28 protein-coding genes are annotated in these 24,900 nt (G+C 68.1%); 15 read left to right on the top strand and 13 right to left on the bottom strand.

Going from position 1 to position 24,900, the window contains the following annotated elements; translation table 11 throughout:
• Nucleotides 1–19: 19 nt before the first annotated feature.
• Both JVH1_RS24890 and JVH1_RS24895 read left to right on the top strand, forming a co-directional pair.
• Nucleotides 20–469 (top strand): PPOX class F420-dependent oxidoreductase, encoded by a 450-nt coding sequence (locus JVH1_RS24890; protein ID WP_009475144.1) that lies wholly within the window; start codon nt 20–22, stop codon nt 467–469.
• A 53-nt stretch (nt 470–522) separates the two neighbouring features.
• Nucleotides 523–1,005 (top strand): hypothetical protein, encoded by a 483-nt coding sequence (locus tag JVH1_RS24895; RefSeq protein WP_016882582.1) that lies wholly within the window; start codon nt 523–525, stop codon nt 1,003–1,005.
• An 83-nt stretch (nt 1,006–1,088) separates the two neighbouring features.
• Here JVH1_RS24895 and JVH1_RS24900 read toward each other — a convergent pair whose 3' ends face one another.
• The 6 genes from JVH1_RS24900 to JVH1_RS24925 form a co-directional block, all read right to left on the bottom strand.
• Nucleotides 1,089–1,325, bottom strand: a complete 237-nt coding sequence (locus JVH1_RS24900) for a hypothetical protein (protein WP_009475142.1) — start codon at nt 1,323–1,325, stop codon at nt 1,089–1,091.
• Nucleotides 1,326–1,435: 110 nt separating this feature from the next.
• On the bottom strand, nt 1,436–2,191 hold the full coding sequence (locus JVH1_RS24905) for an AIM24 family protein (protein WP_009475141.1): 756 nt from the start codon (nt 2,189–2,191) through the stop codon (nt 1,436–1,438).
• Complete coding sequence (locus JVH1_RS24910) at nt 2,188–2,889, bottom strand: AIM24 family protein (protein WP_009475140.1); 702 nt, start codon at nt 2,887–2,889, stop codon at nt 2,188–2,190. Before JVH1_RS24910 ends, JVH1_RS24905 begins: the two co-directional genes overlap by 4 nt.
• 5 nt (nt 2,890–2,894) lie before the next feature.
• Nucleotides 2,895–3,518, bottom strand: coding sequence for an AIM24 family protein (locus tag JVH1_RS24915; RefSeq protein ID WP_009475139.1), 624 nt, complete (start codon nt 3,516–3,518; stop codon nt 2,895–2,897).
• Between the two features lie 80 nt (nt 3,519–3,598).
• Nucleotides 3,599–4,741, bottom strand: coding sequence for a DUF475 domain-containing protein (locus tag JVH1_RS24920; protein ID WP_009475138.1), 1,143 nt, complete (start codon nt 4,739–4,741; stop codon nt 3,599–3,601).
• A gap of 118 nt (nt 4,742–4,859) precedes the next feature.
• Nucleotides 4,860–5,435 (bottom strand): TerD family protein, encoded by a 576-nt coding sequence (locus JVH1_RS24925; RefSeq protein WP_009475137.1) that lies wholly within the window; start codon nt 5,433–5,435, stop codon nt 4,860–4,862.
• Between the two features lie 258 nt (nt 5,436–5,693).
• Between JVH1_RS24925 and JVH1_RS24930 the strand changes: the two genes are divergently transcribed.
• The 7 genes from JVH1_RS24930 (at nt 5,694) to JVH1_RS24960 (ending at nt 14,174) form a co-directional block, all read left to right on the top strand.
• Nucleotides 5,694–6,815: a hypothetical protein gene (locus JVH1_RS24930; RefSeq protein ID WP_009475135.1), complete on the top strand. Its 1,122-nt coding sequence runs from the start codon at nt 5,694–5,696 to the stop codon at nt 6,813–6,815.
• A 12-nt stretch (nt 6,816–6,827) separates the two neighbouring features.
• Nucleotides 6,828–8,030: an HpcH/HpaI aldolase/citrate lyase family protein gene (locus tag JVH1_RS24935; RefSeq protein ID WP_009475134.1), complete on the top strand. Its 1,203-nt coding sequence runs from the start codon at nt 6,828–6,830 to the stop codon at nt 8,028–8,030.
• Nucleotides 8,027–9,310, top strand: a complete 1,284-nt coding sequence (locus tag JVH1_RS24940) for a phosphoribosyltransferase family protein (RefSeq protein WP_043779036.1) — start codon at nt 8,027–8,029, stop codon at nt 9,308–9,310. Before JVH1_RS24935 ends, JVH1_RS24940 begins: the two co-directional genes overlap by 4 nt.
• Entirely contained in the window at nt 9,307–10,416 is a 1,110-nt protein-coding gene (locus tag JVH1_RS24945; protein ID WP_009475132.1) for a cysteine protease StiP family protein, read from the top strand. The genes JVH1_RS24940 and JVH1_RS24945 overlap by 4 nt, the downstream gene beginning before the upstream one ends.
• Entirely contained in the window at nt 10,413–11,291 is an 879-nt protein-coding gene (locus JVH1_RS24950; protein ID WP_009475131.1) for a hypothetical protein, read from the top strand. The genes JVH1_RS24945 and JVH1_RS24950 overlap by 4 nt, the downstream gene beginning before the upstream one ends.
• A gap of 61 nt (nt 11,292–11,352) precedes the next feature.
• Nucleotides 11,353–12,600 (top strand): TerD family protein, encoded by a 1,248-nt coding sequence (locus JVH1_RS24955; RefSeq protein WP_009475130.1) that lies wholly within the window; start codon nt 11,353–11,355, stop codon nt 12,598–12,600.
• Between the two features lie 8 nt (nt 12,601–12,608).
• The gene (locus JVH1_RS24960; RefSeq protein WP_009475129.1) at nt 12,609–14,174 is read left to right on the top strand and encodes a TerD family protein; all 1,566 of its coding nucleotides are present in this window, start codon (nt 12,609–12,611) and stop codon (nt 14,172–14,174) included.
• Between the two features lie 21 nt (nt 14,175–14,195).
• Here JVH1_RS24960 and JVH1_RS24965 read toward each other — a convergent pair whose 3' ends face one another.
• The 3 genes from JVH1_RS24965 to JVH1_RS24975 all read right to left on the bottom strand — a co-directional run bounded on the left by JVH1_RS24965 (nt 14,196) and on the right by JVH1_RS24975 (nt 17,153).
• On the bottom strand, nt 14,196–15,602 hold the full coding sequence (locus JVH1_RS24965) for an AarF/ABC1/UbiB kinase family protein (protein ID WP_009475128.1): 1,407 nt from the start codon (nt 15,600–15,602) through the stop codon (nt 14,196–14,198).
• Between the two features lie 117 nt (nt 15,603–15,719).
• A complete protein-coding gene (locus JVH1_RS24970) occupies nt 15,720–16,574 on the bottom strand; it encodes an LLM class F420-dependent oxidoreductase (RefSeq protein ID WP_009475127.1) in 855 nt (284 codons plus the stop codon).
• A 258-nt stretch (nt 16,575–16,832) separates the two neighbouring features.
• On the bottom strand, nt 16,833–17,153 hold the full coding sequence (locus JVH1_RS24975) for a GYD domain-containing protein (RefSeq protein WP_009475126.1): 321 nt from the start codon (nt 17,151–17,153) through the stop codon (nt 16,833–16,835).
• An 83-nt stretch (nt 17,154–17,236) separates the two neighbouring features.
• Between JVH1_RS24975 and JVH1_RS24980 the strand changes: the two genes are divergently transcribed.
• Nucleotides 17,237–18,052, top strand: coding sequence for a DUF72 domain-containing protein (locus tag JVH1_RS24980; protein ID WP_009475125.1), 816 nt, complete (start codon nt 17,237–17,239; stop codon nt 18,050–18,052).
• Nucleotides 18,053–18,114: 62 nt separating this feature from the next.
• Nucleotides 18,115–18,588 (top strand): hypothetical protein, encoded by a 474-nt coding sequence (locus JVH1_RS24985; RefSeq protein ID WP_009475124.1) that lies wholly within the window; start codon nt 18,115–18,117, stop codon nt 18,586–18,588.
• A 5-nt stretch (nt 18,589–18,593) separates the two neighbouring features.
• On the opposite strand, the gene JVH1_RS24990 is transcribed toward JVH1_RS24985, so the two are convergent.
• On the bottom strand, nt 18,594–18,911 hold the full coding sequence (locus JVH1_RS24990) for a helix-turn-helix transcriptional regulator (RefSeq protein ID WP_009475123.1): 318 nt from the start codon (nt 18,909–18,911) through the stop codon (nt 18,594–18,596).
• Between the two features lie 88 nt (nt 18,912–18,999).
• Here JVH1_RS24990 and JVH1_RS24995 point away from each other — a divergent pair, with 88 nt between their 5' ends.
• Nucleotides 19,000–20,058 carry an SDR family oxidoreductase gene (locus JVH1_RS24995; RefSeq protein WP_009475122.1) on the top strand — a complete coding sequence of 353 codons (1,059 nt, stop codon included), beginning with the start codon at nt 19,000–19,002 and terminating at the stop codon, nt 20,056–20,058.
• An 11-nt stretch (nt 20,059–20,069) separates the two neighbouring features.
• Here the strand turns inward: JVH1_RS24995 and JVH1_RS25000 are convergent, their stop codons facing one another.
• Complete coding sequence (locus JVH1_RS25000) at nt 20,070–20,594, bottom strand: MarR family winged helix-turn-helix transcriptional regulator (protein ID WP_043779033.1); 525 nt, start codon at nt 20,592–20,594, stop codon at nt 20,070–20,072.
• Nucleotides 20,595–20,660: 66 nt separating this feature from the next.
• Here JVH1_RS25000 and JVH1_RS25005 point away from each other — a divergent pair, with 66 nt between their 5' ends.
• A complete protein-coding gene (locus JVH1_RS25005) occupies nt 20,661–22,073 on the top strand; it encodes an FUSC family protein (RefSeq protein WP_043779030.1) in 1,413 nt (470 codons plus the stop codon).
• Nucleotides 22,074–22,079: 6 nt separating this feature from the next.
• On the opposite strand, the gene JVH1_RS25010 is transcribed toward JVH1_RS25005, so the two are convergent.
• Nucleotides 22,080–22,469 (bottom strand): hypothetical protein, encoded by a 390-nt coding sequence (locus JVH1_RS25010; RefSeq protein WP_371113038.1) that lies wholly within the window; start codon nt 22,467–22,469, stop codon nt 22,080–22,082.
• Between the two features lie 5 nt (nt 22,470–22,474).
• Nucleotides 22,475–23,074, bottom strand: a complete 600-nt coding sequence (locus JVH1_RS25015) for a TetR/AcrR family transcriptional regulator (RefSeq protein ID WP_009475118.1) — start codon at nt 23,072–23,074, stop codon at nt 22,475–22,477.
• A 94-nt stretch (nt 23,075–23,168) separates the two neighbouring features.
• On the opposite strand from JVH1_RS25015, the gene JVH1_RS25020 reads away from it, so the two are divergent.
• Entirely contained in the window at nt 23,169–24,203 is a 1,035-nt protein-coding gene (locus JVH1_RS25020) for a hypothetical protein (protein ID WP_009475117.1), read from the top strand.
• A gap of 20 nt (nt 24,204–24,223) precedes the next feature.
• Nucleotides 24,224–24,892: a vancomycin high temperature exclusion protein gene (locus tag JVH1_RS25025; protein WP_009475116.1), complete on the top strand. Its 669-nt coding sequence runs from the start codon at nt 24,224–24,226 to the stop codon at nt 24,890–24,892.
• The last annotated feature ends 8 nt before the right edge of the window (nt 24,893–24,900 follow it).

The following is a 24,900-nucleotide window of genomic DNA, read 5'->3' on the forward strand; positions in this document are numbered from 1 at the left end:
GACCGTGGTTGGGTGAGATATGACCCTCGATGCGAATGACGACCGGCGCCCACTTCTCGACCTCGTTGCCGCACACAACCGTGCGGTCCTCGCGACGATCAAACGCGACGGGCGTCCGCAATTGTCCAACGTGATCTATGCCTGGGACCCCGCAACGCAGACCGCGAGGGTGTCGGTGACGGCGGATCGGGCCAAGACCCGGAACGCCGCCCGCGACCCGCGGGTCTCGCTGCACGTCAGCGCGACCGACTTCTGGAGCTACGCGGTCGTGGAGGGAGACGCGGAACTGAGCGCGGTCGCGGCCGATCCGCACGATCCGGCGGCGGACGAGCTCGTCGACGTGTTCCGGCTCGCGTCCGGAAAAGAGCACGACGACTGGGAAGAGTTCCGCCGTGCGATGGTCTCCGAGCACCGGCAGGTACTCCGGGTCCGCGCGTCGAAGGTGTACGGCATGGCCCAGTTGCCCTGAGTGTGCGAAACGTAGCTGTGGCAGCCGGTCGGAGCCGGTGGGACGATTGAGTCATGCGCAGGAGACGGTGGCCGGCGGCACCGCCGCCTGCCACGGAGGGAATCGTGGTGCACGGGCCGGTGGAGCTCGTGACGAGCCGCGACTTGAGCCTGCGACTGGCGGAGGTCGTCGCGCACCCGACGGGCATGCTGCTGCGCGTCGAGCTGACGGCGAGAGGCAGATCCGCTGATCTCGCGCGGCACGAGACGCGTCCGCTGGACGATCCCGACGACCCCTCGGCACGGTGGTCGTATCTCGCGGTGAACGTGCAGGTCGACGACATGGAGGGTGTCGCCGATCCACGCCACCCGCATTCGACGTCGAAGTCCGACGCCGCGGACGCGTCCGAATATCACTCCGCGCCGCACTACTGGATCAGCGACTACCCGGAGTCGGGGACGATCACGCTGACCGCGGGGTGGAAGGAAATAGGACTTCTGCCGAGAACCCGGACGATCACGCTCGGCCCGAATCCGAGTATGCGACCCGCCCGCTAGTCGTCGCGGGTAGACATACGAAGGTGCCCTTCGGCGCCGTGGGAGCGTCGAAGGGCACCTTCGCTCTGCGAGGGGAACGCAGATCAGGGCAGGGGAACCCAGGTGCCGAAGAACCAGAATCCGTGCGGGCTCGGCGCGGGGGCCTGCTGCTGCGGAGCGTGCTGCTGCTGCTGCTGCGCCTGAGGCTGCGGTGCCTGCTGCTGCTGGGCGGGGGCGGGGTTGTGGCCCACCGGGTCGGCGCTGGCAACGCCGGCTCCGATGCCGAGGGCTGCGAGGGCGATACCACCGGTTGCGACGGCCTTGGTAACGACGGACTTCATGCGGTTCCTCCTGGAACGTATCGGATGCGGTGTCAGAACTTCCTGACACAGATCAGATTGCTCCCCGTCCCTGCCACAACTCTTCGCTCAGCCTGTCAATCTTCTGGGTGTCAGCGAGGCTGCTCCGCAAGTTTGGCGGCGATCACGCCGTTGAGCCGTTGCAGACCACTCGGGGTGATGCCGTGGATCTGACCCTCGATGCTGCGCACGACATGCGTGTCGCTGAGGACCTTCTCGCTCGACTGGATCAGAACCGTTCCGGCGCCGGTGAAGTCGAACTGCCGTTCCTCCCCGGAGTTGATTCCCATCATATGGGCGCCCGCCGCGAGGAAGTTGCTGATCCACCCCTGGTCGTAATGGTGGCTCGGGGAAGGGCAGTCGGCCCACCCGACGAGCGCCTCGGGGTCGATCCGCAGCGGCGGCTCGGCGAACATCACCGGGCCGTTGGACGACGCCAGGAACTTGCCGGTCCCGATGAGCGTCAGGAACCCCGGCACGATGGACTGGTTCAGGGCCAGACCCGGTTCGAACGCAAGGAGATTCGACGCCCGGATGGTGAGGTTGCCGTCGTCGAGGTCGTACGAGTTGATGTCGTAACCGCGGTCGCCGATGATCAACTTCCCGAATCCTTCGGCCACCGCGTAATCGCCCATGTACAGCGGCGCGGAGAACTGGTTGGCGACCATGTGCAGTGCGGCGCCGTGCAATCCGTGGGTCAGTGCCTGGAACTGCATCTGCCCGTAGTAGGCGATCATCGCACCCTTGCGGATGAACCAGGGCGCGGTGAGGTCGATGCAGAATGCGTAGATGTTGTCGGGAATGTTGTCGCTGGCGCCGAGAGTCGACGGATTGTGGATGGCGGTCACAGTTTCTCCTCCGAAGCCTGAACGTAGACGATGCCCTGACCCGTGCACTGCAATTGCATTGCTTCCCCGACCCCGCGGCCCATGGCCTCACGCCAGCCGACGGCGGATTTCAGTTCCACCTGGACGCTCCCGTACGTGCCGACGAAGGCGTCGGGGTCGACGAACACCGGATTCGGGCCGCCGACAGGGAGTTCGATGAAGCCGCCGTGTGCGAGGAGGACCGCCGACCCGTATCCGGACAACTGCGTGGTGAACATTCCGGTACCGGAGAGGGCGCCTGCCGCCGCGCCGCGCAGGGCGCCGAGCATGCCGCGTCCGCCGCCACCACCGCCCTGACTCGTCACGGAGATCACCGAACTCTGCAGTCCCGCATTGTGAGCGAGCAGCCGGGAGGCCTCGACGCACAGCGCGCCGCCCTGCGACATGTCGACGACGTGCACCTCGAGCCCGGCGTGACCGTAGTGCACCTCGCCCTGCCCCTGCGCGAGCATCGTGCGTTCGTGCTCACCCTGCATCATGCGTCCGGCCATCCGGGTGAATCCACCCATGCCCGCCATCGACTGGGAACCCGGCACCTGATGCGGCGAGAACTGCACCCGACCCGTGTAGAAGAGCATCGCACCCGTGCGCGCCACCACACCGCCGGCGGCGGCGACGTCGACCTTGACGACCTTCGAGTTCACTTTCGAGAAGACCATGGGGCTCACCGCTCTGCCGGTTGAATGGAGACGACGCCGTGACCGTCCCACTTGAGGGAGAAGGCCTCACCGTTGCCCTGGCCGACGGCGTTACGCCACGACACGTCGGTCACGAACGACTGCGTCACCTGCCCGCGCGCCGAGACGAACGCGTCGGGATCGACCACCAGCGGGTACTGCGGCGACACCTCGAGGTGGATGAGTGGCCCGCCCGCCGACAGCAGTGCCACCTGGCCCTGGCCGGAGACCGTCGTGGTGAACAGGCCCTGACCGCCGACCCCGCCCCGCAGTCCGGTGAACGTGACGTTGGTGTTCAGGTTGCCGCTCAAGGCGAGCAGCTGCTGTGATTCCACCTGCAGGGTCTCGTTCGCCAGGTCGACGACGGAAACGTACTGACCGCCCACCGCGAGGTACACGACACCGTGGCCGGAGCATTCCATCAGCGACAGCGCCTCGCCCGTGGCGCGCCTCTTCATTCCGGCGAGCACACCGTCACCGCCACCGAAACCTGCCGACTTGAAACTGACATTGCCCTCGTAGGCGATCATCGAACCCTGTATCGCCCGGATGGTGGTTCCGGCGAGCTGCGCCTCCACCACCTTCTTCGACTTGTCGAGCAGCCGCCCCATGGGTGCCCTTTCCAGTGTCGAGCGGCAGTGCCCGTGACCGAGTCACGAGCACTGCCGCTGGATGTGAGTACAGGCAGAACCTAGCCGACGGACACCGGGTCCTGCTCGTCCACGTCGTCTTCCGCTCGACCCGCCGTCGCGACGGCCTTGCGGTTGCGGACGATGCTGGAGATGAAGGCGGCACCGATGAGGGCGACACCGACGAGTCCGGTGACGTTCTCGTTGACGTGGTAGCCGATGGACACCAGCAGGATCACGGCCAGTGCGCCGATGGCCCAGTGGGCGCCGTGCTCGAGGTACACGTAGTCCGACAGGGTTCCCTTGCGGACCAGGAACACCGTGATGGAACGGACGAACATCGCGCCGACGAAGCCGAGGCCGAGGGCGATGATGATCGGGTCGGACGTGATCGCGAACGCGCCGATCACACCGTCGAAGGAGAACGACGCGTCGAGGACCTCGAGGTAGAGGAACAGGAAGAACCCGGCTTTACCGGTGGCCTTGGCCAGCTCGGTCGGTCCGCCCTTGGACCCTTCGACCAGTTCGCCGTCTTCGTCTCCCTCGGGAGTGTTGAACAGCTCACCGAGACCGTTGACGGCGATGTAGGTGACCATGCCGAGGACGCCGGCGATCATCACCGTGGAGACGGTGTCCTCGGGGGCGATGTACGCGGCGGTGATCAGCAGCAGGGCGCCGGCGATGATGACGGCGAGCTGGTCGAGCTTGCCCGCGCGGGCGAGGGGCTTCTCCAGCCAGGACAGCCAGGTGATCTCCCGCTCTTCCAGGATGAAACCGAGGAACAGCATCAGCAGGAACATGCCGCCGAACGCCGCGATCTGCGGGTGGGCGTCGGTGAGCAGGGTTTCGTAGCTGGCGCTGCCGTCGGGGAAGTACGCGGCACCGTCGGCGGGCGGGTTGAGTGCCAGGTCGAGGGCGGCGACGGGGCCGAGGCCGGACGCGAGCCACACGATGACGAGGGGGAAGACCAGGCGCATGCCGAACACCGCGATGACGATGCCGACGGTGAGGAAGATCTTCTGCCAGAACTCGCTCATCCGGCGCAGCACGGTGGCGTTGATGACGGCGTTGTCGAAGGACAGCGAGATCTCGAGGATCGACAGGATCACCACGAGGAGGACGGCCTGGGGGCCTCCGTAGATCGCCGCGATGATCAGGGAGATCACCGTCACGGCGAAGGAGAGACCGAATATTCGCAGAACCACGAAGCGTGGCCTTTCTCTAGTGGGCATGCAGGGTGGCTACTGCAGGAGGACGAACACCGGGGGAGGGTTTCACGGCAGGGCCGTGAAACCCTCCCCCGGCTGGAGAACGAAACGACTGTCAGACGTTGACGCCGTAGTCGCGCGCGATACCGGCCAGCCCGGACGCGTAGCCCTGGCCGATGGCACGGAACTTCCACTCCGCGCCGTTGCGGTACAGCTCGCCGAAAACCATAGCGGTCTCGGTCGACGCGTCCTCGGACAGGTCGTAGCGGGCGAGCTCGTTGCCGTTGGCCTGGTCGACGACGCGAATGTAGGCGTTGCGGACCTGACCGAACGACTGCGAACGGGTCTCCGCATCGTAGATCGAGACGGGGAACAGGATGCTCTCGATGTTCGCGGGGACCGCCGCCAGGTTGACGTTGATCACCTCGTCGTCACCCTCGCCCGCACCGGTGGTGTTGTCACCGATGTGCTCGATCGAGCCGTCGGGGGAACGCAGGTTGTTGAAGAACACGAAGTGCTGGTCCGACACGACCTTCTTGTCGGCACCCGCACCGATGGCGCTGGCGTCGAGGTCGAAGTCGGTGCCGGTGGTCGAGCGGGCATCCCATCCGAGTCCGACAGCCACCGCGGTCAGGTTCGGCGCCTCCTTCGTGAGAGAAACATTGCCGCCCTTGGTCAAGCTGACGCCCATTCAGGGGTCCTTTCGAGAGGAGGTGGGTGGACCCTCGACAACTGTCGAAGTTCCGGGTTCGTCGTGCAACACCACGATAATGAATTTGTCCGACTTGTCCCATCCCGCGAACTGTCCACAGGTTTGTGCACAGGCAATTCCGGACCACTCGGTGTTGTCGGCCCGACCAGTACGATTCAGGACGTGACGAGCGGATGGGCGGGGCGCTTCCGAGGAAGAGCCCGGGGCGACGACTCGGCTCGTCGCGCCCACGACACGATGGTCGCAGCGTTTCTCGATATGGACAACCGGCAGAGCATCGCCGCCGCGGCCGTGGACGCCTCGGACCAGCTGACTCCGGAACGCGGAATCCGGCGAGCCTGGGAACCGGTTCGCGACGGGTGCTACCAGGCCGCGACGGCGTATCTGGCGGCGGAAGACCAATTCGAGAACGTGCAGACACCCGCTGCGGCCGCCGCGTACGAGCAGGTGACGCGGCAGTTGGTGGCGGCGACGCAGTCTCTCGACGAGTTCTATCGCACACATCGGGGCCATCTCGAGGAGTCGACCGCGATGCTGGCGGCCGTACCCCAACTCGCCCAGCAGGCGTTTCAGGTCGCCTCCGCGGCGCAGCAGCGGGTGCAGACCGAGGGCGGCGCGTACGCCGGCTACCCGTCGGTGCGCGATCGCGGTGCGGCACTCGACGCCGCAGTCGTGGCGCTGCAGGGTGCCCGTGGAGCCAACCCGGTCCGCGAAGCGGCAGCGCGTGTGCGGGAAGAGTCGGCGGCGCTCGAGAAGGCACTGGCCGCGGCTCCGTCCAAGGAACTGGACGCCGCTCACGCCGTGTCGTCGGTGACGACGAGGATCGCCGCGGTGCAGACGCGGGCGGAACGGCTCGCGCCCGCCTACTCCGCCCTGCTGCGCGAGTTCAACGCGGCCAGTTCGGCGGATCTCGTCCACAACGACCGCGAGAGCCGCAGGCACATCGAGCAGGCGCAAACCGATCTGCAGCAGGCGCAGAGGGCTCTGACCGCCGGGAATCCGGAGGGGGCGCTCGATCTGACCGCCGCCGCGCGGACCCATCTGGTCGACGCCGAGGCGAACGTCGACGGCGTCACCGATCGCCTGCTGTTGCTGCGGGAGGTCCGCGAGAACCCGCGGGCCAAGGAGAACGAGATCAGATTTCGCCTCCGCGACGCCCAGATGCTGGCTGTCAATCGTGGTCTCGTGCGGGAATGGGGGTCGGTCCTCGACGCTCAGCTCGAGCGGATAGACCGAATTGCAGGGACACTGACCGGGAGGCATCCCGACTACTGGGCGTACGTCGCCCAGCTCGATGCCGTGTCGGCGTTCATCGCCGAGGTGGTTCAGAAGATGAGAGGACACACAGGACAGCGATGACACGGGGGGACGATGAGCATTAGCGAAGAGGTCACGACGGCGGCGGTGCAGCATGTTCGGCACTTCCACCACCTCGATCCCGAGACGCACGGCCGGCTGTTCCTGCACGCTCCGCAGGCGCTCGGGCCGGACGAGGATCGGACGGTGCTGGCCGTCGCGCTGGGCGCGACGCTGTACGTGCCTGCGACGAGGTCCGACCTCGCGGACACGATCCTTCGCCGGTCCGGTGACGGTGTCTGCTCGATGGTCCTGGACCTCGAGGACGCGGTGGCCGACGACCAGGTGGAAGCGGCGCTGCTCAACGCCGTCGACGCGCTCGATCGGCTCGCGACCCATGGTGGTGCGCGGATGCAGTTGTTCGTCCGGGTGCGGGCCGCCGAGGACCTTCGGCGGATCGCCGACCTGCTGACCACCGGCGTCGAGGTGTTGTCCGGATTCGTGATCCCCAAGTTCGGTGGTGCGACGGGACCTGCGTTCCTCGACGAGCTGGCCGCGGCGTCGGAGCGGCTCGGCAAGCACCTGTACGCGATGCCGGTGCTCGAATCGCCGGCACTGGTGCACCGGGAGACCCGCGACGACGAACTCGCGAAGATCGGCGAACTGCTCGTCGAACACCGCGAGCGGATCCTCGCCGTGCGCATCGGCGCCACCGACATGTGTGCCACGTTCGGCATCCGCCGCGACCGCGACCTGACGATCTACGACGTGCGAGTGGTCGCGGACGCGATTGCCGGCATCGTCAACTTCCTGGGCCGCGCCGACGACACGGGACACGTCATCACCGGTCCTGTGTGGGAGTACTTCGCCGACCACGAGCGGATGTTCCGGCCGACCCTGCGCGCCACGCCGTTCGAGGAGCACAACGAGGTGCGGTTCCGTCAGCAGCTGGTCAGCCGGGATCTGGACGGTCTGCTGCGGGAGATCGCCCTCGACCGCGCCAACGGCATCCAGGGCAAGACGGTCATCCACCCCACGCACGTCGCGGCCGTGCACGCCCTGTCCGCGGTGACACACGAGGAGTACCACGATGCGCTCGACATTCTCGGCGCCGAGAGCGTCGGCGGCGTCCAGGCGTCGGGGTATCGCAACAAGATGAACGAAATGCGCCCGCACCGCAGCTGGGCCGAGAAGACACTCGTCCGGGCGAAGGTGTTCGGCGTGACAAACGAGGGAATCACGTTCGTGGATCTACTGACCGCACTGGCCGTCCGATGAGCTCACCCACTGCCGTGCGCGCAGTGCCCTGGGCCACGGAACACCTGGGGTTGACGCTCGCCCACGTGGGTTCGGGCACGGGGCTGACCATCCCCGAACTCGTCGAGCCCGGCCTGCGGCGCAACCCGCGACGTGCCCACCTGCTCGTCTCGACGGTCCTCGGCAAGCACGTGCCCACCGACCCGGGTGCCGTGATCGGCGCAGGCGACCGCCTCGGCGATCTGGTCGCCGAGGTTCTCGGACCGGATGCAGATCCCGTGGTGCTCGGATTCGCCGAAACCGCAACAGGTCTCGGGCATTGTGTCGCGGCCCGGCTGCGCGCCCGGTGCTACCTGCACTCCACGCGCCGGGACGTACCCGAGATCGGGACGTCCGCCGGGTTCGAGGAGGGGCACTCGCATGCAACCAGCCACCAGTTGCAGCCGACGTCCGTCGAGTTGTTCACGGGCGATCGCCCTCTCGTCCTCGTGGACGACGAGATCTCCACCGGCGCCACCGCTGTGGACGCGATCCGCGCGCTGCACCGGCAGAATCCCCGTAGCCGTTACGTCGTGGCGTCGCTCGTCGACATGCGCGAGCAGGGCCACCGGGACGCCGTCGACGCCGCAGCCGCCGAATTGGGAGTGCAGATCGACAGCGTGAGTCTGGCGGTGGGGCGCACCGAGCTTCCCGACGGCCTGATCGACTCGGTCGGTGCCCTTCCGGAACCGGTGCTCAACCCCATCGGTGAGCGGACCGGGACCGTCGATCGTGCCGACATACCGTGGCCCGCAGCGGTTCCGGAAGGTGGCCGGCACGGATTCCTGCGGGAAGACACCGAGGAGTTCGATGCGGCCGTCGCGTCGGCGGCCGCGGTGCTCCGGGACCGGCTCGACCCGCAGCGGCCGGTGATCGTCGTCGGACACGAAGAGCTGATGTACCTGCCCCTGCGAATCGCGGACGCGCTCGCCACGTCCGGTTTCCGGGCTCGATTCCAGACGACGACGCGGTCACCCGCCTACGTGCTCGACCAGCCGGGCTACCCGCTGCGCCGAGGATTCCGCTTCACGGCGCCCGAGAACGGTGAAGAGCAGCCGCGTTTCGTCTACAACGCCCAGTGGCCGGGCGAGGACGCCGTCGTGGTCGCGGTGATCGACACCGCGGCCGACACCGACCGGCTCACTGCGGCCGGCGGACTCCTCGACGTGCTCACCGCGTCGGGAACGGATGTGCTCCTGGCCGTCGTGTCCGGCGCCGACCCGCGGTCGCTGCGCGCCGCACGTGCGGGAGCGTCGACGTGACGGCGCCGCTGACCGGCCCGGCGTTCGGTTCGTACTCCACCGACGAGGTGGGCTGGCTGCTCAAGGATCTGTCGCACGTCGACCTCGAAGCCGATGTCGCCGAGCGGGAGCGCCGCATCCAGTCGGGTGAGTCCCACTACGCGGAGACGCTGCCCATCGAGTACCAGCCCGACGCGGAGTACCGCGAGCTGTTCGAGAAGGTGCTGCAGGACAGCTCCATCCGGCTGGCGCGCGCCGTAGGGACGGTCACCGACCTCGTGCTGGCCGAGCGGGGCCGCGACGTCACCCTCGTGTCACTGGCGCGTGCGGGAACCCCGGTGGGGGTGCTCATGCGCCGCTGGGCGCGGGACGTCCACGGGTTGACGCTGCCGCACTACGCCGTCTCCATCGTCCGCGACCGGGGGATCGACGCCGTCGCGCTCGACTACCTTGCGCGTCATCACGACCCGGTGAACGTGGTGTTCGTCGACGGCTGGACGGGCAAGGGCGCCATCGCCCGCGAGCTGTCGCAGGCACTCGCCGAGTACCGCGAAGCCGGTGGCGCCGACTTCGACGACGACCTCGCCGTCCTCGCCGATCCCGGGCACTGCGCCCGCACGTTCGGCACCCGCGACGACTTCCTGATCGCCTCCGCGTGCCTGAACTCCACCGTGTCGGGCCTGGTGTCGCGGACCGTCCTCAACGACATGCTGATCGGACCCGGCGACTTCCACGGCGCCAAGTTCTACGCGCACCTCGCGGGCGAGGACGTGTCCAACCACCTCCTCGATTCCGTCAGCGCGTCTTTCGGGGACGTGCGCGAGCACGTTCCCGGCGACGTCGAGGACCTGCTGCGGTCGGACCGCACCCCCACCTGGGACGGTTGGAAGTCCGTCGAGGCGGTCCGGGAGCAGTACGGAATCTCGAGTGTGAACTTCGTGAAGCCGGGCGTCGGCGAGACCACCCGGGTGCTGCTGCGCCGGGTGCCGTGGCGGGTGCTCGTCCGCGACCTCGACGCCCCGGAGCACGCACACATCCGGCTACTCGCCGCCGCGCGTGCGGTCCCCGTCGAAGAGGTTCCCGGCCTGGCATATTCGTGTATGGGCCTGATCAAGGATGTGACATGACCGCGCTGATCGCGACCGACCTCGACCGCACCATGATCTACTCGCGCGGGGCCATGGAACTCGCCGTCACCGAGAGCGACGTGGCCGAGCGGCCCGGCGACGAGGACCTCCTCTGCGTCGAGGTGTACGACGGCAAGCCGCTGTCCTACGTCACGTCGGCCGCCGAGGCCATGCTGCGCCGGCTCACCGCGTCCGCCGTGGTCGTGCCCACCACGACGCGCACCGTTGCCCAGTTCCAGCGCATCGACCTGCCGGGGGCGCCGTGGCGGTACGCGATCACGACCAACGGCGGCAACATCCTCGTCGACGGGGTGCCCGATGCGGGTTGGCGGTCGGGTGTCGACATCGCGATGGCCGAAGGTGGAGCCTCGCTGGTGGAGGTCGGCGCCGAGCTGAGCCGCCGCATCGACGACAGCTGGGTGCGTTCGTCCCGGGTGGCGGACGAGTTGTTCTCCTACCTGGTCGTGGACCTCGACGCGATGCCGTCCGGCTTCGTCGAGGAGTGGAACGACTGGTGCGTCGACCGGGGATGGGGAGCGTCCCGGCAGGGTCGCAAGATTTACACGATGCCCGACGCGGTGTGCAAGAGCCGCGCGGTCGCGGAGGTCCGTACGAGGCTCGTCGACGACGGAGTGCTCGAGCCGGAAGCGCCCCTGCTGGCGGCCGGGGACGGGGCCCTCGACGCCAACATGCTCAGTGCCGCCGACGCCGCCATCCGCCCCCGGCACGGCGAACTCGAAACCCTCGACTGGCAGCACCCGACCCTGTCGGTCACCGGCAGCAGCGGTATCGCCGCTGGTGAGGAGATCCTGCGCTGGTTCGCGGATCGGGTCGGGCGGGGTGCGGGGACGACGGCCGTCGGCTCTCTTTTGTAGGTTGTAGGCAAACAGACCAAACGGGACAAACCCGACGCTCCCACAGTGAAGGAACCACGCAGTGTCCACTCCGCTAGCTAAGGGTCAGAACGGCCCGCTGAGCGTCGACGACGTCATCGTCTCCCTCGAACTGACGGCCGCCGCCGACCTGTCCGCGCTGCTCGTCACGGACTCGGGGAAGGTCCGCTCGGACGCCGACTTCGTTTTCTTCAACCAGCCGACCGGTCCCGGGGTGCAACTCGTCCCCGGAGCCACCGGACAGGCGGCCTCGCTGAAGGTGTCGCTCGGCGCGGTGCCTGCCGACATCGCGCAGGTGCGCGCGGTCATCACCCTCGACGACGCCACCAGTAGCTTCGGCCGCTCCGCTCCGCCGACCGCCCGGGTCGCCGACGGCGCCGGAAACTCGCTGTACGAGTACAAGATCGAGGGGCTGAACTCCGAGTCGATCGTCATCGCGCTCGAGCTGTACCGACGCCAGGGCGCCTGGAAGGTGCGGGCCGTAGGGCAGGGCTACGCCGGCGGGTTCGCCGCACTCGTCACCGATCACGGCGTGTCCGTCGACGACGCTCCCGCACCCGCCGCCGCTCCCGTCCAGCAGCCGCCGGCTCCCGCACCGGCACCGCAGGCCGCCTACCCGCCGCCGGCCGCACCGGTCGCGCCCCCGGCTCCCGCTGCACCCCCCGCGCCAGCCGCTCCGTCTGCTCCGGCCGAGGTCAGTCTCACCAAGGCGCGACCGGTCAGCCTCTCCAAGGGGCAGAAGGTCACGCTCCGCAAGGACGGTGGCGTCGCACTGACGTACATCCAGATGGGACTCGGCTGGGATCCGATCGAGAAGCGCGGCATGTTCGGGAACCGTTCCGCCAACGTCGACCTCGACGCGTCGGCGGTCCTGTTCGCGGACAACAACATGGTCGACGTCGCCTACTACGGCCAGCTGGCGTCGAAGGACGGATCGATCCGGCATCAGGGCGACAACCTCACCGGTGAGGGCGCCGGCGACGACGAGGTGATCCTCGTGGATCTCACCCGCATTCCGCCGCACATCTCGACCATCGTGTTCATCGTGACGTCGTACCGCGGGCACACGTTCGAGCAGGTGAAGAACGCCTTCTGCCGCCTCGTGGACACCACGTCGTCGGCCGAACTCGCCCGGTTCACGCTGCAGGGCGGGATGCCGTTCACCGGAATGGTGATGGCCAAGGTGTACCGGGTGGGCGGCGAGTGGAAGCTGCAGGCCATCGGTGAGGGTATTCAGGCCAAGCACGCCGGTGAGGCTGCGCCTCAACTCGGCCGCTTCCTCGGAGTGTAGGGGCGGCGGTGACGGTCCACCTCGTTCCGGGGCAGAACGCCCCGCTGCCGTCGCGCGTCCTGCGTTTCCGCGCGGTCGATGCGACGCCGATCGACGTTTCCGCGCTGATCGTGGACGGCGATCTCCGCACGCTGTCCTCGGACCACTTCGTGTTCTACAACCAGCGGCGCGCCGCCGGGGTGGAACTCGAGGCGGACGGAACGGTCCGGCTGCAGCTGGACGAGGTGGACACCGCTGCGGCCGGTGTGCTCTGCGTGGTCAGTGTCGATCCGGCGTCCCCGAACGGTCCGTCGACGCTGCCCCGGGAGGGGCTGTCGGCCACGCTCACCGACGAAAATGGCCCTCCGCTGGTCGTTTTCGACGTTCCGCTGGTCGGTTCCGAGGCGGCCGCGATCTGCCTCGAGATCTACCGGCGCGGCACCGAATGGAAGGTGCGGGCCGTCGGGCAGGGATACGACGGCGGCCTCGCTGAACTCGTCACCCGGCACGGCGTCGAGGTGGACGAACCCGCACACCCTGTCGCCGAGGAGGTTCCGGCGACACCCGGTCCTGCGGGCATACCGCTCGACCCGGCCCACTCGTTCGAGAGAGCGTGGATGATCTTCGAGGACGCCGCCCGGTCCGCGGCCTCCTTCCGATCCTCCCGCGACTACGCGCAGGCGCGGCTGGACGACGAACTCTCCGAGTCGGTGGCCGACCCGTCCACACGCAACAGTCCCGCGGTCGTGCAATCGCAGGCCAGGGCGCAGGAGCGGTGCGATGCCCTCGTCGCCGAGGCGCAGCGCAAATTCGACGGCGAGACTTCGCAACTGGCCGACGAACTCCGCGCCGTCGACCCGCTGCTGCCGCGGTCACTGGCCACCTTCGAATCCGCCGCCTGGACGAGCCCCGTCACCGGCAGCGCGGTAACGGACGGGCTGAGGCTCGGCGAGCTGTCCGCACCCGATCTCGGTGAGCTGCGGGTGCCGTTCTGCGTCCATTACCCGTTGGGGCGTCCGCTCTGGATCGTCGGCGATCCGGCCGAGGCCGCACCGGTGGTCGCGGCGCTGGCGGCGCGCATGCTGGTCGCGTCACCTGCGGCACAGCGGTTGGAGGTGGTCGACCTCAGCGGCTCGCTGCGCACGTTCACCGAACCCCTCGGCGCACTTCTGGCTTCGCCCGTCGTGTCCTCGGCGTCCGACATCACCGCCCGCCTCACCGCGCTGTCCGAGAGCGTCGACCTCGCAGAAATGGCGGCCCGCAGCGGAATCCGCGACACCCTGCCGGAGCCGCGGCTGGTGATCCTGGGCGACTTCCCGCACGGGTACGGCGCCGAGGACGCCGCCCGCATCGTGCACCTCGCCGATCACGGTCCCGCGGTCGGGACGTCGCTGATCATCGTCGGCGACAGTGCCTCCGCGGATTCGGATCCGGGTGTCGCGGTACTCGAACGCATCGCGCAGCAGGTTCCGACGTCGGGGGTCCTCACCGTCTCCGACCCGTGGACCGGCAACGACTGGATCCTGACACCCGACCGGCTCCCGGACCACCCCCTCCACCGAGCCTCGGTGCTGGATTCACTGACCGGGCAGTAGATCCCTCGCCGCGAACTCGCGTCACTCGTCGGGCAGTTCGACCCCGAGTTCGAGGGCCTTCGCGGCGACGGCGTCCGGGAAGACGTTGCGGAACAGGAACAGGTCCTGCCCGATCACCCAGCCGGGGGCGAGTTCGGTGGCGTAGCGCTCGAAGTAGCCGAGTTGCTTCCCGAACAGGACGAGTTCCTCGGGGCTGGCGACGCCCCATTTCTTGCCGATGCCGATCAGCGCCATGATGAGTTCGCTGAGCCGCAGCTCACCGAGGTCCCGGCCCAGTAGCGGTGCGAGGGCGGCGGCCACCTGGAGTCCGATCTCGTCGTCGGTGGCGTCGTTGTCCGTCGCGTAGCCGAGGCTCCGGATTCCGCGTGCCATCCGGGAGAAGTCGCCGTCGATCAGAGTCGCGTAGAACATGTCGCGCAGGATCTGCCGCCACGAATCGGGGAGCTCACCGACGATGCCGAAGTCGAGCATCGCGATGCGTCCGTCGTCGAGGACCCACAGGTTCCCCGCGTGCACGTCGCCGTGGAACGGGCCGTGGAGGATGACGGACTCGATCCACACCTTGACGCCGCGGCGGATCAGCATGCGGGTGTCCATGTGGACGAGGTCGGGGAACCGGTCGAGCGGCAGGCCGTACATGCGTTCCATGCAGATGACGTGCGGGCCGCAGTAGTCCCAGTACACCTCGGGGGTGGTGACGCCCTTGTTGTCGCCGAACGCCCCGATGTTGGTCCGGAACCGGGCCTGCCGGTCGGCCTCGACCGCACTGTTGAGTTCGGTCATCGTGGCCGCGTGGAGGTCGCGGATGATGGCGGTGGCGTTGGCGATGCGGAAGAACTCGAACAGCTTCTCGAGGATCCGCGCACCCCAGTACGCGGTGCGCAGGTCCACCACCATGCGCCGGAAGATGTCGGGGCGTTGCACCTTGATGACGGCTTCCCTGCCGTCGGGGAGTACACAGCCGTGGACCTGCGCGACGGAGGCGGCGGCGAGGGGGACGTCGCCGAACGACGCGAACAGCGCGTCGACGGGATGCCCCAGGTCGGCTTCGATGACCCGGCGGGCCTCCTCGGCGGGCACCGGCGGCACGTCGTCGAGACATCGCAGACACGCGTTGGCCAGCGGGGCGGGGAATACCCCGGAGGACGACGCCATCAGCTGACCGACCTTGACGAATGTCGGCCCCAGCACCTCGAAACCGTTGACCAGGCCCTCCGACGCCGCGTCCGCAAGGGTGCGGCCGCGACGTCGGACAGGCCAGGTGACCAGCGCGAACAGGGTGTAGGCGACGACGACCACGCCGATGACGAGCGCCCGCCACAACTCCGCGGCACGGAAATGGTCGAGGCTCGCGGAGTGCACGGTCAGGGCTGCAGGTGGCGGCCCCGAAGCGTACGGGCCGACCGGACGTGCCGTTGGCTCTTGCACAGTTCCTACCTTGCGTTCAGTCCCGCCTGCCGTTCGGAAGGGGACCATACCCCGACCGTTTCGGCGAACCCCTTTCGGTATGCGGTACCCGCCATCACATCATTTCGTTAGCAGAACTCAGAGTCCCAGCGCGCCTGCGAGTTCCCGCAGGGCAGGCACCGGATCGTCACCTGCGGGGAGTACCTGGATGGCCACGTGATCGGCGCCCGCGTCGAGGTGTTCCCGGAGGCGACCGGCGACGTACTGCGTGTCGCCGTGGGCGACGAGCGCGTCGATGAGGTCGTCGCTGCCGCCGTTCTCGATCTGCTCGTCGGTGTACCCGAGCCGTTTCAGATTGTTGACGTAGTTGCGCAGGTGCAGGTACGGATCCTCGACGGCCGAACGTCCGATGGGGCGAGCGCGTTCCGGATCGGTGTCCAGCACGACCTTCTGCTCCGGCGCGATCACCGGGCCCGGGCCCAGCAGCTCCCTCGCTTCACGGGTGTGCTGCGGCGTGGTCAGGTACGGATGGGCACCGGCGGCGCGGGCGGCGGACAGTTCGAGAACCTTCGGACCGAGCGCGGCCAGGACGCGTCGTCCCGCCGGGACGCCGGCACCATCGAGGGCGTCGAGATACTCCACGAGCGCGGCGTACGGCTTGCTGTAGTTCAGGCCGGGCTGTTCGGGATGGCCGACGCCGATGCCGAGGAGGAAGCGCCCTGGATGACGCGCTTCGAGCCGGTGAAACGAGGTCGCGACCTCGTCGGCGGGGGCGGTCCAGATGTTCACGATTCCGGTCGCGACCGTGATGGTGGATGTCGCGTCGAGCAGGCGCTCGGCGATGTCGAGGTCGGCAGGCGGGGAGCCGCCGATCCAGATCGCGCCGTAGCCTGCCGATTCGATCGCCGCACCCACCTCAGGGGCCAGTCCGCCGGCGTGACGCCAGACGCCGAACTGTCCGAGCTGCGGGGTTTCTGCTGTGGTCTCCGTCATGTGACGTGCAACCTTCCCTCGTGGACATTCATTCCGGTGTTTCGGATTGAGGCTCTCAGGCCTGATGCGGCCAGGAGCGGAACAGGAGCGCGGCGATCAGCCCGAGAATCGCGAAAAACCAGGCCACCATAACTCGGTGGTGAACGGGTTCACCGACGTCGAGTCGGCCTGGTCAGTTGACATGGCTCGACGCTATCGACCGACTCCGCCGCCGCACATCATCCTGCAGAACGATATTCGCTACCGCAGGGTGGTCGATCAGCTGCCGGGCGCCCGGTACTCGGCGTCCCGGCGCACCGCGTCGTCCACCTGCTCCGGCGTCAGCAGCACCACCGATTCGGATCTCGCCGCACCGGAAGCGGTGGTGCGGATCCCGAGCGCGGCGGCCGCGACGTCGTCCGGCACGTCACCGATGACGAACAGATCCCGGCCACCCAGTGCGAAGTAACAGGATTCGACTGTGCCCCCGACGCTTTCGACCATCTGCGTGATCGCCTCGCGTCGTGCGGTGCCGCCTTCGGCGAGTAAACCCTTCGCGCCTTCGGGTGAGTACGTGACCTGCCAGAGATATCTCGGCATCAGTGCCTCCTCGATTGTGGGGTCCTCTCATGGTTCTCCCGGGACGGGCCACATGCAATAGGTTCCGGCGCTAGGGTCGTGAGATGGCTGAGGCCCGCGTAGGTATCTCCGGCTGGACGTATCCCGGTTGGCGCGGTGACTTCTACCCGGACGGTCTGGCCCATCGCAAGGAGTTGGCCTACGCCGCGGGGCGATTGACATCCATCGAGATCAACGGGTCCTTCTATTCGTTGCAGCGACCGACGAGTTACGCGAAGTGGCGTGACGAGACACCGGAGGATTTCGTCTTCGCCGTCAAGGGCGGTCGCTACATCACGCACATGAAGAGGCTGGTCGGCGCCGAGACGGCGCTGGCGAACTTCTTCGCATCCGGGGTGCTCGCGTTGGGCCCCAAGCTCGGACCGCTGCTGTGGCAACTGCCCCCGACGCTCGCGTTCGATTCGACGAGTCTCGCAGCGTTCTTCGACCAGCTGCCGCGGACGACCACCGATGCCGCGACGCTCGCGTCTCGACACGACGACAAGCTCACCGACGACAGGGCATGGACGGAGACGGACGCCGATCGCCCCGTCCGCCACGCCCTCGAGGTCCGGCACCCCAGTTTCGACACGGAGGAGGCGAGGGAGTTGCTCCGCGCGCACGACGTCGCGTTCGTCGTCGCGGACACGGCAGGCCGGTTCCCGTACGTGGAGGCGGCGACGAGCGATTTCGTCTACGCCCGGTTGCACGGGGACAAGGAGTTGTATGCCAGCGGCTACACGGACGAGGCGCTGGACGAGTGGGCCCGCAAGTTCGAGCGATGGCTCGGGCAGGGCCTCGACTGTTTCGCGTACTTCGACAACGACATGAAGGGGTACGCGCCGTTCGACGCGCTGCGGTTGATCGAGCGGCTGCGCTGAGTGTCGGAGCCTCGTGGCACAGTGAGCTTCGGTTCGACGAAGACGAGAAGAGGATCTACCGGATGTGGCCCACTCATTGGCCTGCTGTCGCGCGTGACATCGCCGAAGCATTGGACGCCGCCATCGTCGCAGCGCGTGCGTCGGACGCGGCGGCGCTGACCGAGGCGACGGAGGAACTGGCGGCCCTGCCTGCGGAGCAGGTCGGTGCGGTGCTGGCGGGGGTGGTCCGGGAACTGCTCGAGACGTTGCACCCGGACGGTCTGACGGGGGAGGACGTGCAGGACGTCCTGACCCGCTGCGCGCGAGCGGCGGCACTCTGGTTTCCGGCCGTCGACGTCGACTCGCTGGTCACGGTGCTGACCGGTGGCCTCGGCGTGGCCGATGTCGAGGAGAACCCGCGCAGACCGGAGCGTGCGGTGGAGGCCGCGATCCTGGTGATCGCCGATCTGCTGAGTGCGGCGGAGGTTCCCGCCGACGGTTACGTCCGTCGGGCGCTCGACGAGATCGCGCGCGCCGAAACCGTCGAGATGCCCTGATTCGTTCAGAGTTCGGTGCGGATGTGATCGGCCAGCCGGGCGATCCGGTCCTCGTTGCGGCGGTAGTGGGTCCACTGGCCGATCCGATGGCTGGTGACCAGTCCGGCGCTCTGTAGGGCGGCCATGTACTGCGAGGCCGTCGATTGGGAGACCTCGGCCCTCGCCTGAATGTGCTTCAGGCACACGCCCACCTCTTCCGTGGGTTCGAGTTGCGGGGGAAAGCTGTCGGGGTCCTTCAGCCACTGCAGGATGCGTACGCGGGTCGGGTTCGACAGCGCCTTGAAGGCGAGGGCCAGGTCGGTCGCGTCCGGAAGTTCACTCACAGACCCATCGTACCGCCATATCGCGATTTTCCGATATGTGTGCTTCACTCGGTATATCGCAAATTCGCGATATACCGATAGGAGTCGAATGATGGCGAAGCGCAGAGTGGCAGTGGTCGTCGGTGCGCGCGGGGTGATCGGCGGAAATCTGATCGACCACCTCGAGGCAACCGGGGAGTGGGAGATCATCGGACTGTCGCGACGCGGCGGATCCGACACCGACCGGGTGCGGCACATCGCGGTCGATCTGCTCGACCAGCGCGACGCCGCCGAGAGGCTGGGTGAACTGCGCGACGTGACCCACATCTTCTACGCCGCCTACCAGGACCGCCCGTCGTGGGCTGAGCTCGTCGCGCCCAACGTCGCGATGCTGGTCAACACGGTGAACGCGCTCGAACCCGTGGCTGCCGGGCTCGAGCACATCAGCCTGATGCAGGGGTACAAGGTCTACGGCGCCCACCTCGGACCGTTCAAGACGCCGGCGCGCGAGAGCGACCCGCCGCACATGCCGCCCGAGTTCAACGTGGATCAGCAGCAGTTCCTCGAAGGCCGTCAGCGCGGCAAGAGGTGGACGTGGTCCGCGATCCGCCCCTCGGTGGTGTGCGGATTCGCTCTCGGCAATCCGATGAATCTCGCGCTGGTGATTGCCGTCTACGCCACGATGTCGAAGGAACTCGGCGTGCCACTGCGGTTTCCGGGTAAGCCCGGCGCGTACACGAGTCTGATCGAGATGACCGACGCCGGACTGCTGGCGGAGGCGACCGTCTGGGCCGCGACCACCCCCGAGTGCGCGAATCAGGCGTTCAACATCAACAACGGCGATCTGTTCCGCTGGGACGAGATGCTGCCGAAGATCGCGGATTTCTTCGACCTGGACGTCGCACCGCCGCTGCCGATGTCGATGGACGTCGTCATGGCCGACAAGGAGCCGGTGTGGAACGACCTCGTCGCGAAGCACGGGCTGGCGCCGACGCCGTACTCGGACGTCTCGTCGTGGGCGTTCGGCGACTTCGTCTTCGGCTGGGACTACGACGTCATCGCCGACGGTTCCAAGGCGCGCCGGCTGGGTTTCCACCGTCACGTCGAGACCGAGCAGATGTTCCTCGACATCTTCCGCGACCTTCGGGCCCGGAAGGTCATTCCCTGAAAGACAAGGGACTACCGGCGAAGCCCGGATTCGACGTTGGCGGCGATCCGCCGGAGCAGCCCGGCCAGGACGGCGCATTCGTCCTCGTCGAGCCCGGCGAGAAATTGCCGATCGCGTTCGACGCGCTGCGGGAACTCGGTGTCGACGAGTTGCCGCCCGGACTCGGTCAGGTGGAGCAACACGACGCGCCCGTCGCGTTCGAAGGGTAGCCGTTCCACGAGTCCCAGCCGGGCGAGGCGGTCGACGTGTTTGGTGGTGGATGCGCCGCTGAGCATCGTCACGGCGGTGACCTCGCTGGCCCGCAGTGGTCGATCGCTGCGGGCGAGTACACACAGGACGTCGAACTCGGCGCGCGAGACCCCGCTCGCGTCCAGGGCACGGTCGAGTTGCTGCAGGGCCTGGGATCCGATCCGGGTGATGCGGCCCATCACTTCGATCGGTGACGTGTCCACTTTGGGATGGGTCTCGGCCCATTCGCGTCGAACGCGATCGGTGAAGTCCTCATCCGGACGTGGGGCAGTGCTCATGAAAACCATCGTAGCGACCAACTTCACACTAATTCAGAACTATTTTACTAGTGAAGTATACGGTACGCTGAGGCCATGCAGGCTTCCCCTCGATACGCACCCGACCTCAGCCGGCTCCATCACTCCCGTGGGGCTTTGGCCTATTCGATGGCGCCGTCGACGTGGCGCCGTGCGTTCGAGGTCCGGAACGCCGATGCCACCATCGCTCCCGCGCTGCGGGTGGGTGCGGCGACGGCTCTGGTGCTGGTCATCGGTGGTCTTCTCGGGCACGGCAACCTCGCGGGCTTCGCGGCACTCGGTGCGCTGACCGCCGCGTTCGGTCGATACGAGCCGTACCCGCGGCTCGCCCGCAAGGCGGGACTCGTCGGTGTCGCGCTCATCGCCTTCGTCGCCGGGGGAGTGCTCCTCGGTGCGGCGGGACTGTCACTCTGGCTGCAGATAGCGGTCATGTCCGTCGCGTCGGGCGTCGCCGCGTGCCTGCTGGCGGCGTTCCGCATCGCCGGTCCCGGGCCGGTCATCCTGGTCTTCGCGGCCACCGCGGCGGTCGGGCACGCGACCCATCTGTCCGATCTCGGACCGGCCGTCGTGGCCGTGGCGATCGGTGTCGTCGTGGGCTGGCTGGCCGCCATGACGCCCTGCCTGTTCGTTCCCCTCGGTCCCGCCCGGCTGGCGGTGGCGCGGGCACTCGCCGCGGCCGCGGAACTGCAGCATACACACGACGCCTCCGCGATCGCGTCCGCACGCAAGGCCATCGACAACGCGCGTGACGTGATCGCCCACAGCGGGCGGGGCCGGGACGGGCACTCCCACCAATTGTTCGCGCTTCTCGCCGAAGCGGACACGGTCGTCGATCGGTGGGCGCACGAGCGTGACCACGACACTCTGCGTGCGCTCGTCGATCACGAGTCCGAACTGCGTAAGGTGAAGCGACGCAGTGATCTTTCGGCCTTCGGTGCGGAGACCCCGGTGCTGCCGCAGCCGGGTGGCTTCTTCGCAGACGGCCTCCGTGCGCTGCGGTCGCGAGAGGGGATCGTCAACGCGGCCCGTATCGCCGCTGCCGCCGCGCTGGCCGGATGGATCTGTGTGGCAATGGGATTGGAGCATCCGCTGTGGGCGTCGATGGGCGCGATGGCCGCGATGCAGGGTTTCAACTTCAGCCAGACCGTGCAGCGGGGAATTCAACGCCTCGTCGGTAACGTGGCGGGCGCCGTCCTCGCCGCCGGGCTGATCGCCGCCGCGATGGGGTACTGGCAGACCGTCGTGGTCATCGTGGTGCTGCAAACCGTGACCGAACTGGTGGTCATCAAGAACTACGCGTTCGCGTCCGTCGCCATCACACCCATGGCTCTGCTGCTCACCGGTCTCGGGTCGGCGGTCGCACCGGACATCGCGGTGAGCCGCATCGTCGACACGCTCGTCGGTGTGGTGGTCGGGGTGATCGTCTCCGCTGTCGCGATCAGCCGGACCGACCACCATCACGTGGGCTGAGGCCGCTCAGATCCCCGTCGCGGAGACGTAACCGGCGAATCCGATCGCGCACGCGCCTGCGCAGAGGATCAGGGTTCCGCATGCCACCGGCCACGCGATCGTGCGCCGCGCGATGCGCGCGATCGTGACCATTCCGCCGATCACGGTCACGAGTGCGGCGACCGCGAGCGCCACGCACACCGCGATCCACGCGTTCTCGGCGCTGCACGTGTCGGGCGGGCAGTAGTCCAGGAACAGCAGCCAGAACAGCCCCGCGACTGCGGAGATGCTGGCGACGGCGACCGCGACGACGAGTGCGGCCGCCGACACCGCCACGTCCCAGCCGTTCAGCCGCGGCTGATCGTCACCCGTATACGGGTGATTCCATGGCTGTGGCAGAGGCCCCCCAGGCTGCATTCCCGTCACAGTACATCGGACTCCGGGAGGATCGGCGGCGGCAGCGCAGCCCCGTCGGGGCGCAACCCGGCGAGGAACACCGTGATCAGCCGCGGAACGAGATTGGCCGTCGCGTCCTCGAACATCAGCACGTGGGGCCGGGTGAGCATGGCGATCCCCATGATGATCTCGAGCGGCACGACGTCCTCGCGGACCAGCCCGACGTCCTGGAGCCGGTGAATGAAGTCGGTGACCGTCGCCTTCGTGAGCTCCCTCGACTCGCGGACGTCGGGTGGTAGCTCGTCGAGACTGTTGACCAGCGCGGGAACCAACGCTCCCATCCGCAGTTCGACCACTGCGTCGACGAACCGCCGCCACGCTCCCTCGGGGTCGTCGCCGCAGTCGTCCAGTCCCCGGACGGCGAGTTCCCGGACTTCGGCGAGCGTCGTCCGGGCCACGGCGTGGGCGAGCTCGTCCCGGCTCGGAAAGTTCCGGTAGAGGGTGGCGATCCCGACGCCGGCTCGCGCGGCGATGGCGTCGAGGGGCGCGTCGTGCCCGCGGTCGGCGAACACCACGCGGGCGGCCTTGATCAGGGTGTTGCGTCGTTCCAGCGCGTCTGCCCGCACGATTCCACCTCTTCCGTTGACAACCCAGCATAACCGGAGGAATATTCTCCACAAGGAACGGAGGGATTTCCTCCACTTAGTGAAGGGGAGTCCGATGACCACCTCGGATACCGGGACAGTCGCGCCGCGCACGGCGCCCACCGGGCGGTCGGCGCACGGCCTGTCCGATCCCGTAAAACTGACCGCTGTCGTGCTGGGACTCACCGCGGTGATCGCGCTCATGCTGCTGGCGTTCACGTTGCCGGCCGTCAACAGCGGCCCGCACGACCTCCGGCTGGGCATCGCCGGACCCGACGCGGCCGTCACCCGGATCGACACCGCGCTCGCCGCGGGACACCCGGGCGCGTTCGTCACCGAGCGCTTCCCCGACGCCGATGCGGTCCGGACGGCGATCGAACACCGGGAGGTGGTCGGCGGAATCGTCGCGACACCGGACGGCATGGCGGTCCTGTCCGCCGGCGCAGGCGGGGCGCCCGTCGCGCAGACGATGAACGGCCTCGCGGCGGGAATGAGCAAGACTGCGGGACAACCCGTTCCGGTCGAGGACGTCGTTCCGCTGACGGTCGACGACCCCGCCGGCGTCGGTCTCGGCGCCTTGGCGCTTCCCCTGGTCTTCGGCGGCATGATCCCCGCGCTCGCGCTAGTGCGGCTGTTTCCGCGCAGTGTCGGTCGACGAGTGGCCGGGGCGGTGCTGTTCGCGGTGAGCGCCGGGGCGGTGCTGACGGCAATTCTGCAGTTCGGCCTCGGAAGCGTCGACGGCAACTACTGGACGACCACCGGTGCCGTCGTGCTCGGCATCGCCGCCATCTCGCTGACCGTTCTCGGGCTCGAATCGGTGCTGGGCACAGCGGGGTTCGCGCTCGGAGCGGTGACGATGATCTTCCTCGCCAACCCGCTGTCCGGACTGGCGACCTCCGCGGCGTGGCTGCCGTCGGGGTGGGGCGCACTCGGTCAGCTGCTGCCACCGGGAGCGGCGGGAACCGTGGTGCGATCGACGGCGTTCTTCGACGGACACGGAGCCGGTGCGGCGGTACTCGTGCTGACCTGCTGGGTTCTGTTCGGGCTCGGCCTGTGCCTGGCATCCGGACTGCGTGAGCGGCGCGCCGGGGAAGAACCGGCCGTCGCCTGACGCTGTGGTTTGATGGCGGCATGGGGGAACGACGGATCGTCCGCCGACTGGTCGGCATCGGAGCGGGCCTCGGCGCGCTCGCCGTCCTCGTCGTCGCGGCCTCGACGGTGTGGATATCGCGGGAGGCCTCCGGCCATGTCTACGACGTCGACGACGCACCCGAGGCACCGGTGGTCATCGTCCTCGGCGCGCAGGTGCGCGACGGCAAACCCCGCGAGTATCTGGCCGGACGCCTCGACGTCGCCGTCCGTCTCGTGCAGGACGGCCGCGCGCGGGCGGTCCTCGTCTCGGGCGACGGAGCAGGCAGATCCGGCGACGAGATCGCGGCGATGACGGACTACCTGGTCGAGAAGGGCATCGACCCCAGCAAGATCGTCGGCGATCGATACGGGCTCGACACCTACGACACGTGCGCTCGCGCCGTCCAGACGTACGGTGTGACCAAGGCGCTGATCGTCACGCAGGGTTTCCACGTTCCCCGGGCGGTCGCGCTGTGCCGCGGTGCCGGGATCGACGTCGCCGGTGTCAACGCCGGATGCGAATGCCGCCCGATCACGATGGCCAGGAACACCGTGCGCGAATCGCTGGCCCGGCCGAAGGCCGTCCTCGACCTGCTGTCCGGGCGCGATCCTGTGGTGGTCTCCGAACCGGAGGACTCACTCGGGAAGGCGCTCGCCGCCGAGGACTGACCTCGAAG

The sequence above is a fragment of the Rhodococcus sp. JVH1 genome, assembly GCF_000280725.2.
Lineage (GTDB): Bacteria > Actinomycetota > Actinomycetes > Mycobacteriales > Mycobacteriaceae > Rhodococcus_F > Rhodococcus_F jostii_A.

Bases quoted from the DNA above. Each gene is read 5' to 3' on its own strand.
- JVH1_RS24890 (WP_009475144.1), top strand. From the start codon at position 20: ATGACCCTCGATGCGAATGACGACCGGCGCCCACTTCTCGACCTCGTT.
- JVH1_RS24895 (WP_016882582.1), top strand. From the start codon at position 523: ATGCGCAGGAGACGGTGGCCGGCGGCACCGCCGCCTGCCACGGAGGGA.
- JVH1_RS24900 (WP_009475142.1), bottom strand. From the start codon at position 1,325: ATGAAGTCCGTCGTTACCAAGGCCGTCGCAACCGGTGGTATCGCCCTC.
- JVH1_RS24910 (WP_009475140.1), bottom strand. From the start codon at position 2,889: ATGGTCTTCTCGAAAGTGAACTCGAAGGTCGTCAAGGTCGACGTCGCC.
- JVH1_RS24915 (WP_009475139.1), bottom strand. From the start codon at position 3,518: ATGGGGCGGCTGCTCGACAAGTCGAAGAAGGTGGTGGAGGCGCAGCTC.
- JVH1_RS24925 (WP_009475137.1), bottom strand. From the start codon at position 5,435: ATGGGCGTCAGCTTGACCAAGGGCGGCAATGTTTCTCTCACGAAGGAG.
- JVH1_RS24930 (WP_009475135.1), top strand. From the start codon at position 5,694: ATGGTCGCAGCGTTTCTCGATATGGACAACCGGCAGAGCATCGCCGCC.
- JVH1_RS24935 (WP_009475134.1), top strand. From the start codon at position 6,828: ATGAGCATTAGCGAAGAGGTCACGACGGCGGCGGTGCAGCATGTTCGG.
- JVH1_RS24940 (WP_043779036.1), top strand. From the start codon at position 8,027: ATGAGCTCACCCACTGCCGTGCGCGCAGTGCCCTGGGCCACGGAACAC.
- JVH1_RS24950 (WP_009475131.1), top strand. From the start codon at position 10,413: ATGACCGCGCTGATCGCGACCGACCTCGACCGCACCATGATCTACTCG.
- JVH1_RS24970 (WP_009475127.1), bottom strand. From the start codon at position 16,574: ATGACGGAGACCACAGCAGAAACCCCGCAGCTCGGACAGTTCGGCGTC.
- JVH1_RS24975 (WP_009475126.1), bottom strand. From the start codon at position 17,153: ATGCCGAGATATCTCTGGCAGGTCACGTACTCACCCGAAGGCGCGAAG.
- JVH1_RS24980 (WP_009475125.1), top strand. From the start codon at position 17,237: ATGGCTGAGGCCCGCGTAGGTATCTCCGGCTGGACGTATCCCGGTTGG.
- JVH1_RS24985 (WP_009475124.1), top strand. From the start codon at position 18,115: ATGTGGCCCACTCATTGGCCTGCTGTCGCGCGTGACATCGCCGAAGCA.
- JVH1_RS24995 (WP_009475122.1), top strand. From the start codon at position 19,000: ATGATGGCGAAGCGCAGAGTGGCAGTGGTCGTCGGTGCGCGCGGGGTG.
- JVH1_RS25000 (WP_043779033.1), bottom strand. From the start codon at position 20,594: ATGGTTTTCATGAGCACTGCCCCACGTCCGGATGAGGACTTCACCGAT.
- JVH1_RS25005 (WP_043779030.1), top strand. From the start codon at position 20,661: ATGCAGGCTTCCCCTCGATACGCACCCGACCTCAGCCGGCTCCATCAC.
- JVH1_RS25010 (WP_371113038.1), bottom strand. From the start codon at position 22,469: ATGCAGCCTGGGGGGCCTCTGCCACAGCCATGGAATCACCCGTATACG.
- JVH1_RS25020 (WP_009475117.1), top strand. From the start codon at position 23,169: ATGACCACCTCGGATACCGGGACAGTCGCGCCGCGCACGGCGCCCACC.
- JVH1_RS25025 (WP_009475116.1), top strand. From the start codon at position 24,224: ATGGGGGAACGACGGATCGTCCGCCGACTGGTCGGCATCGGAGCGGGC.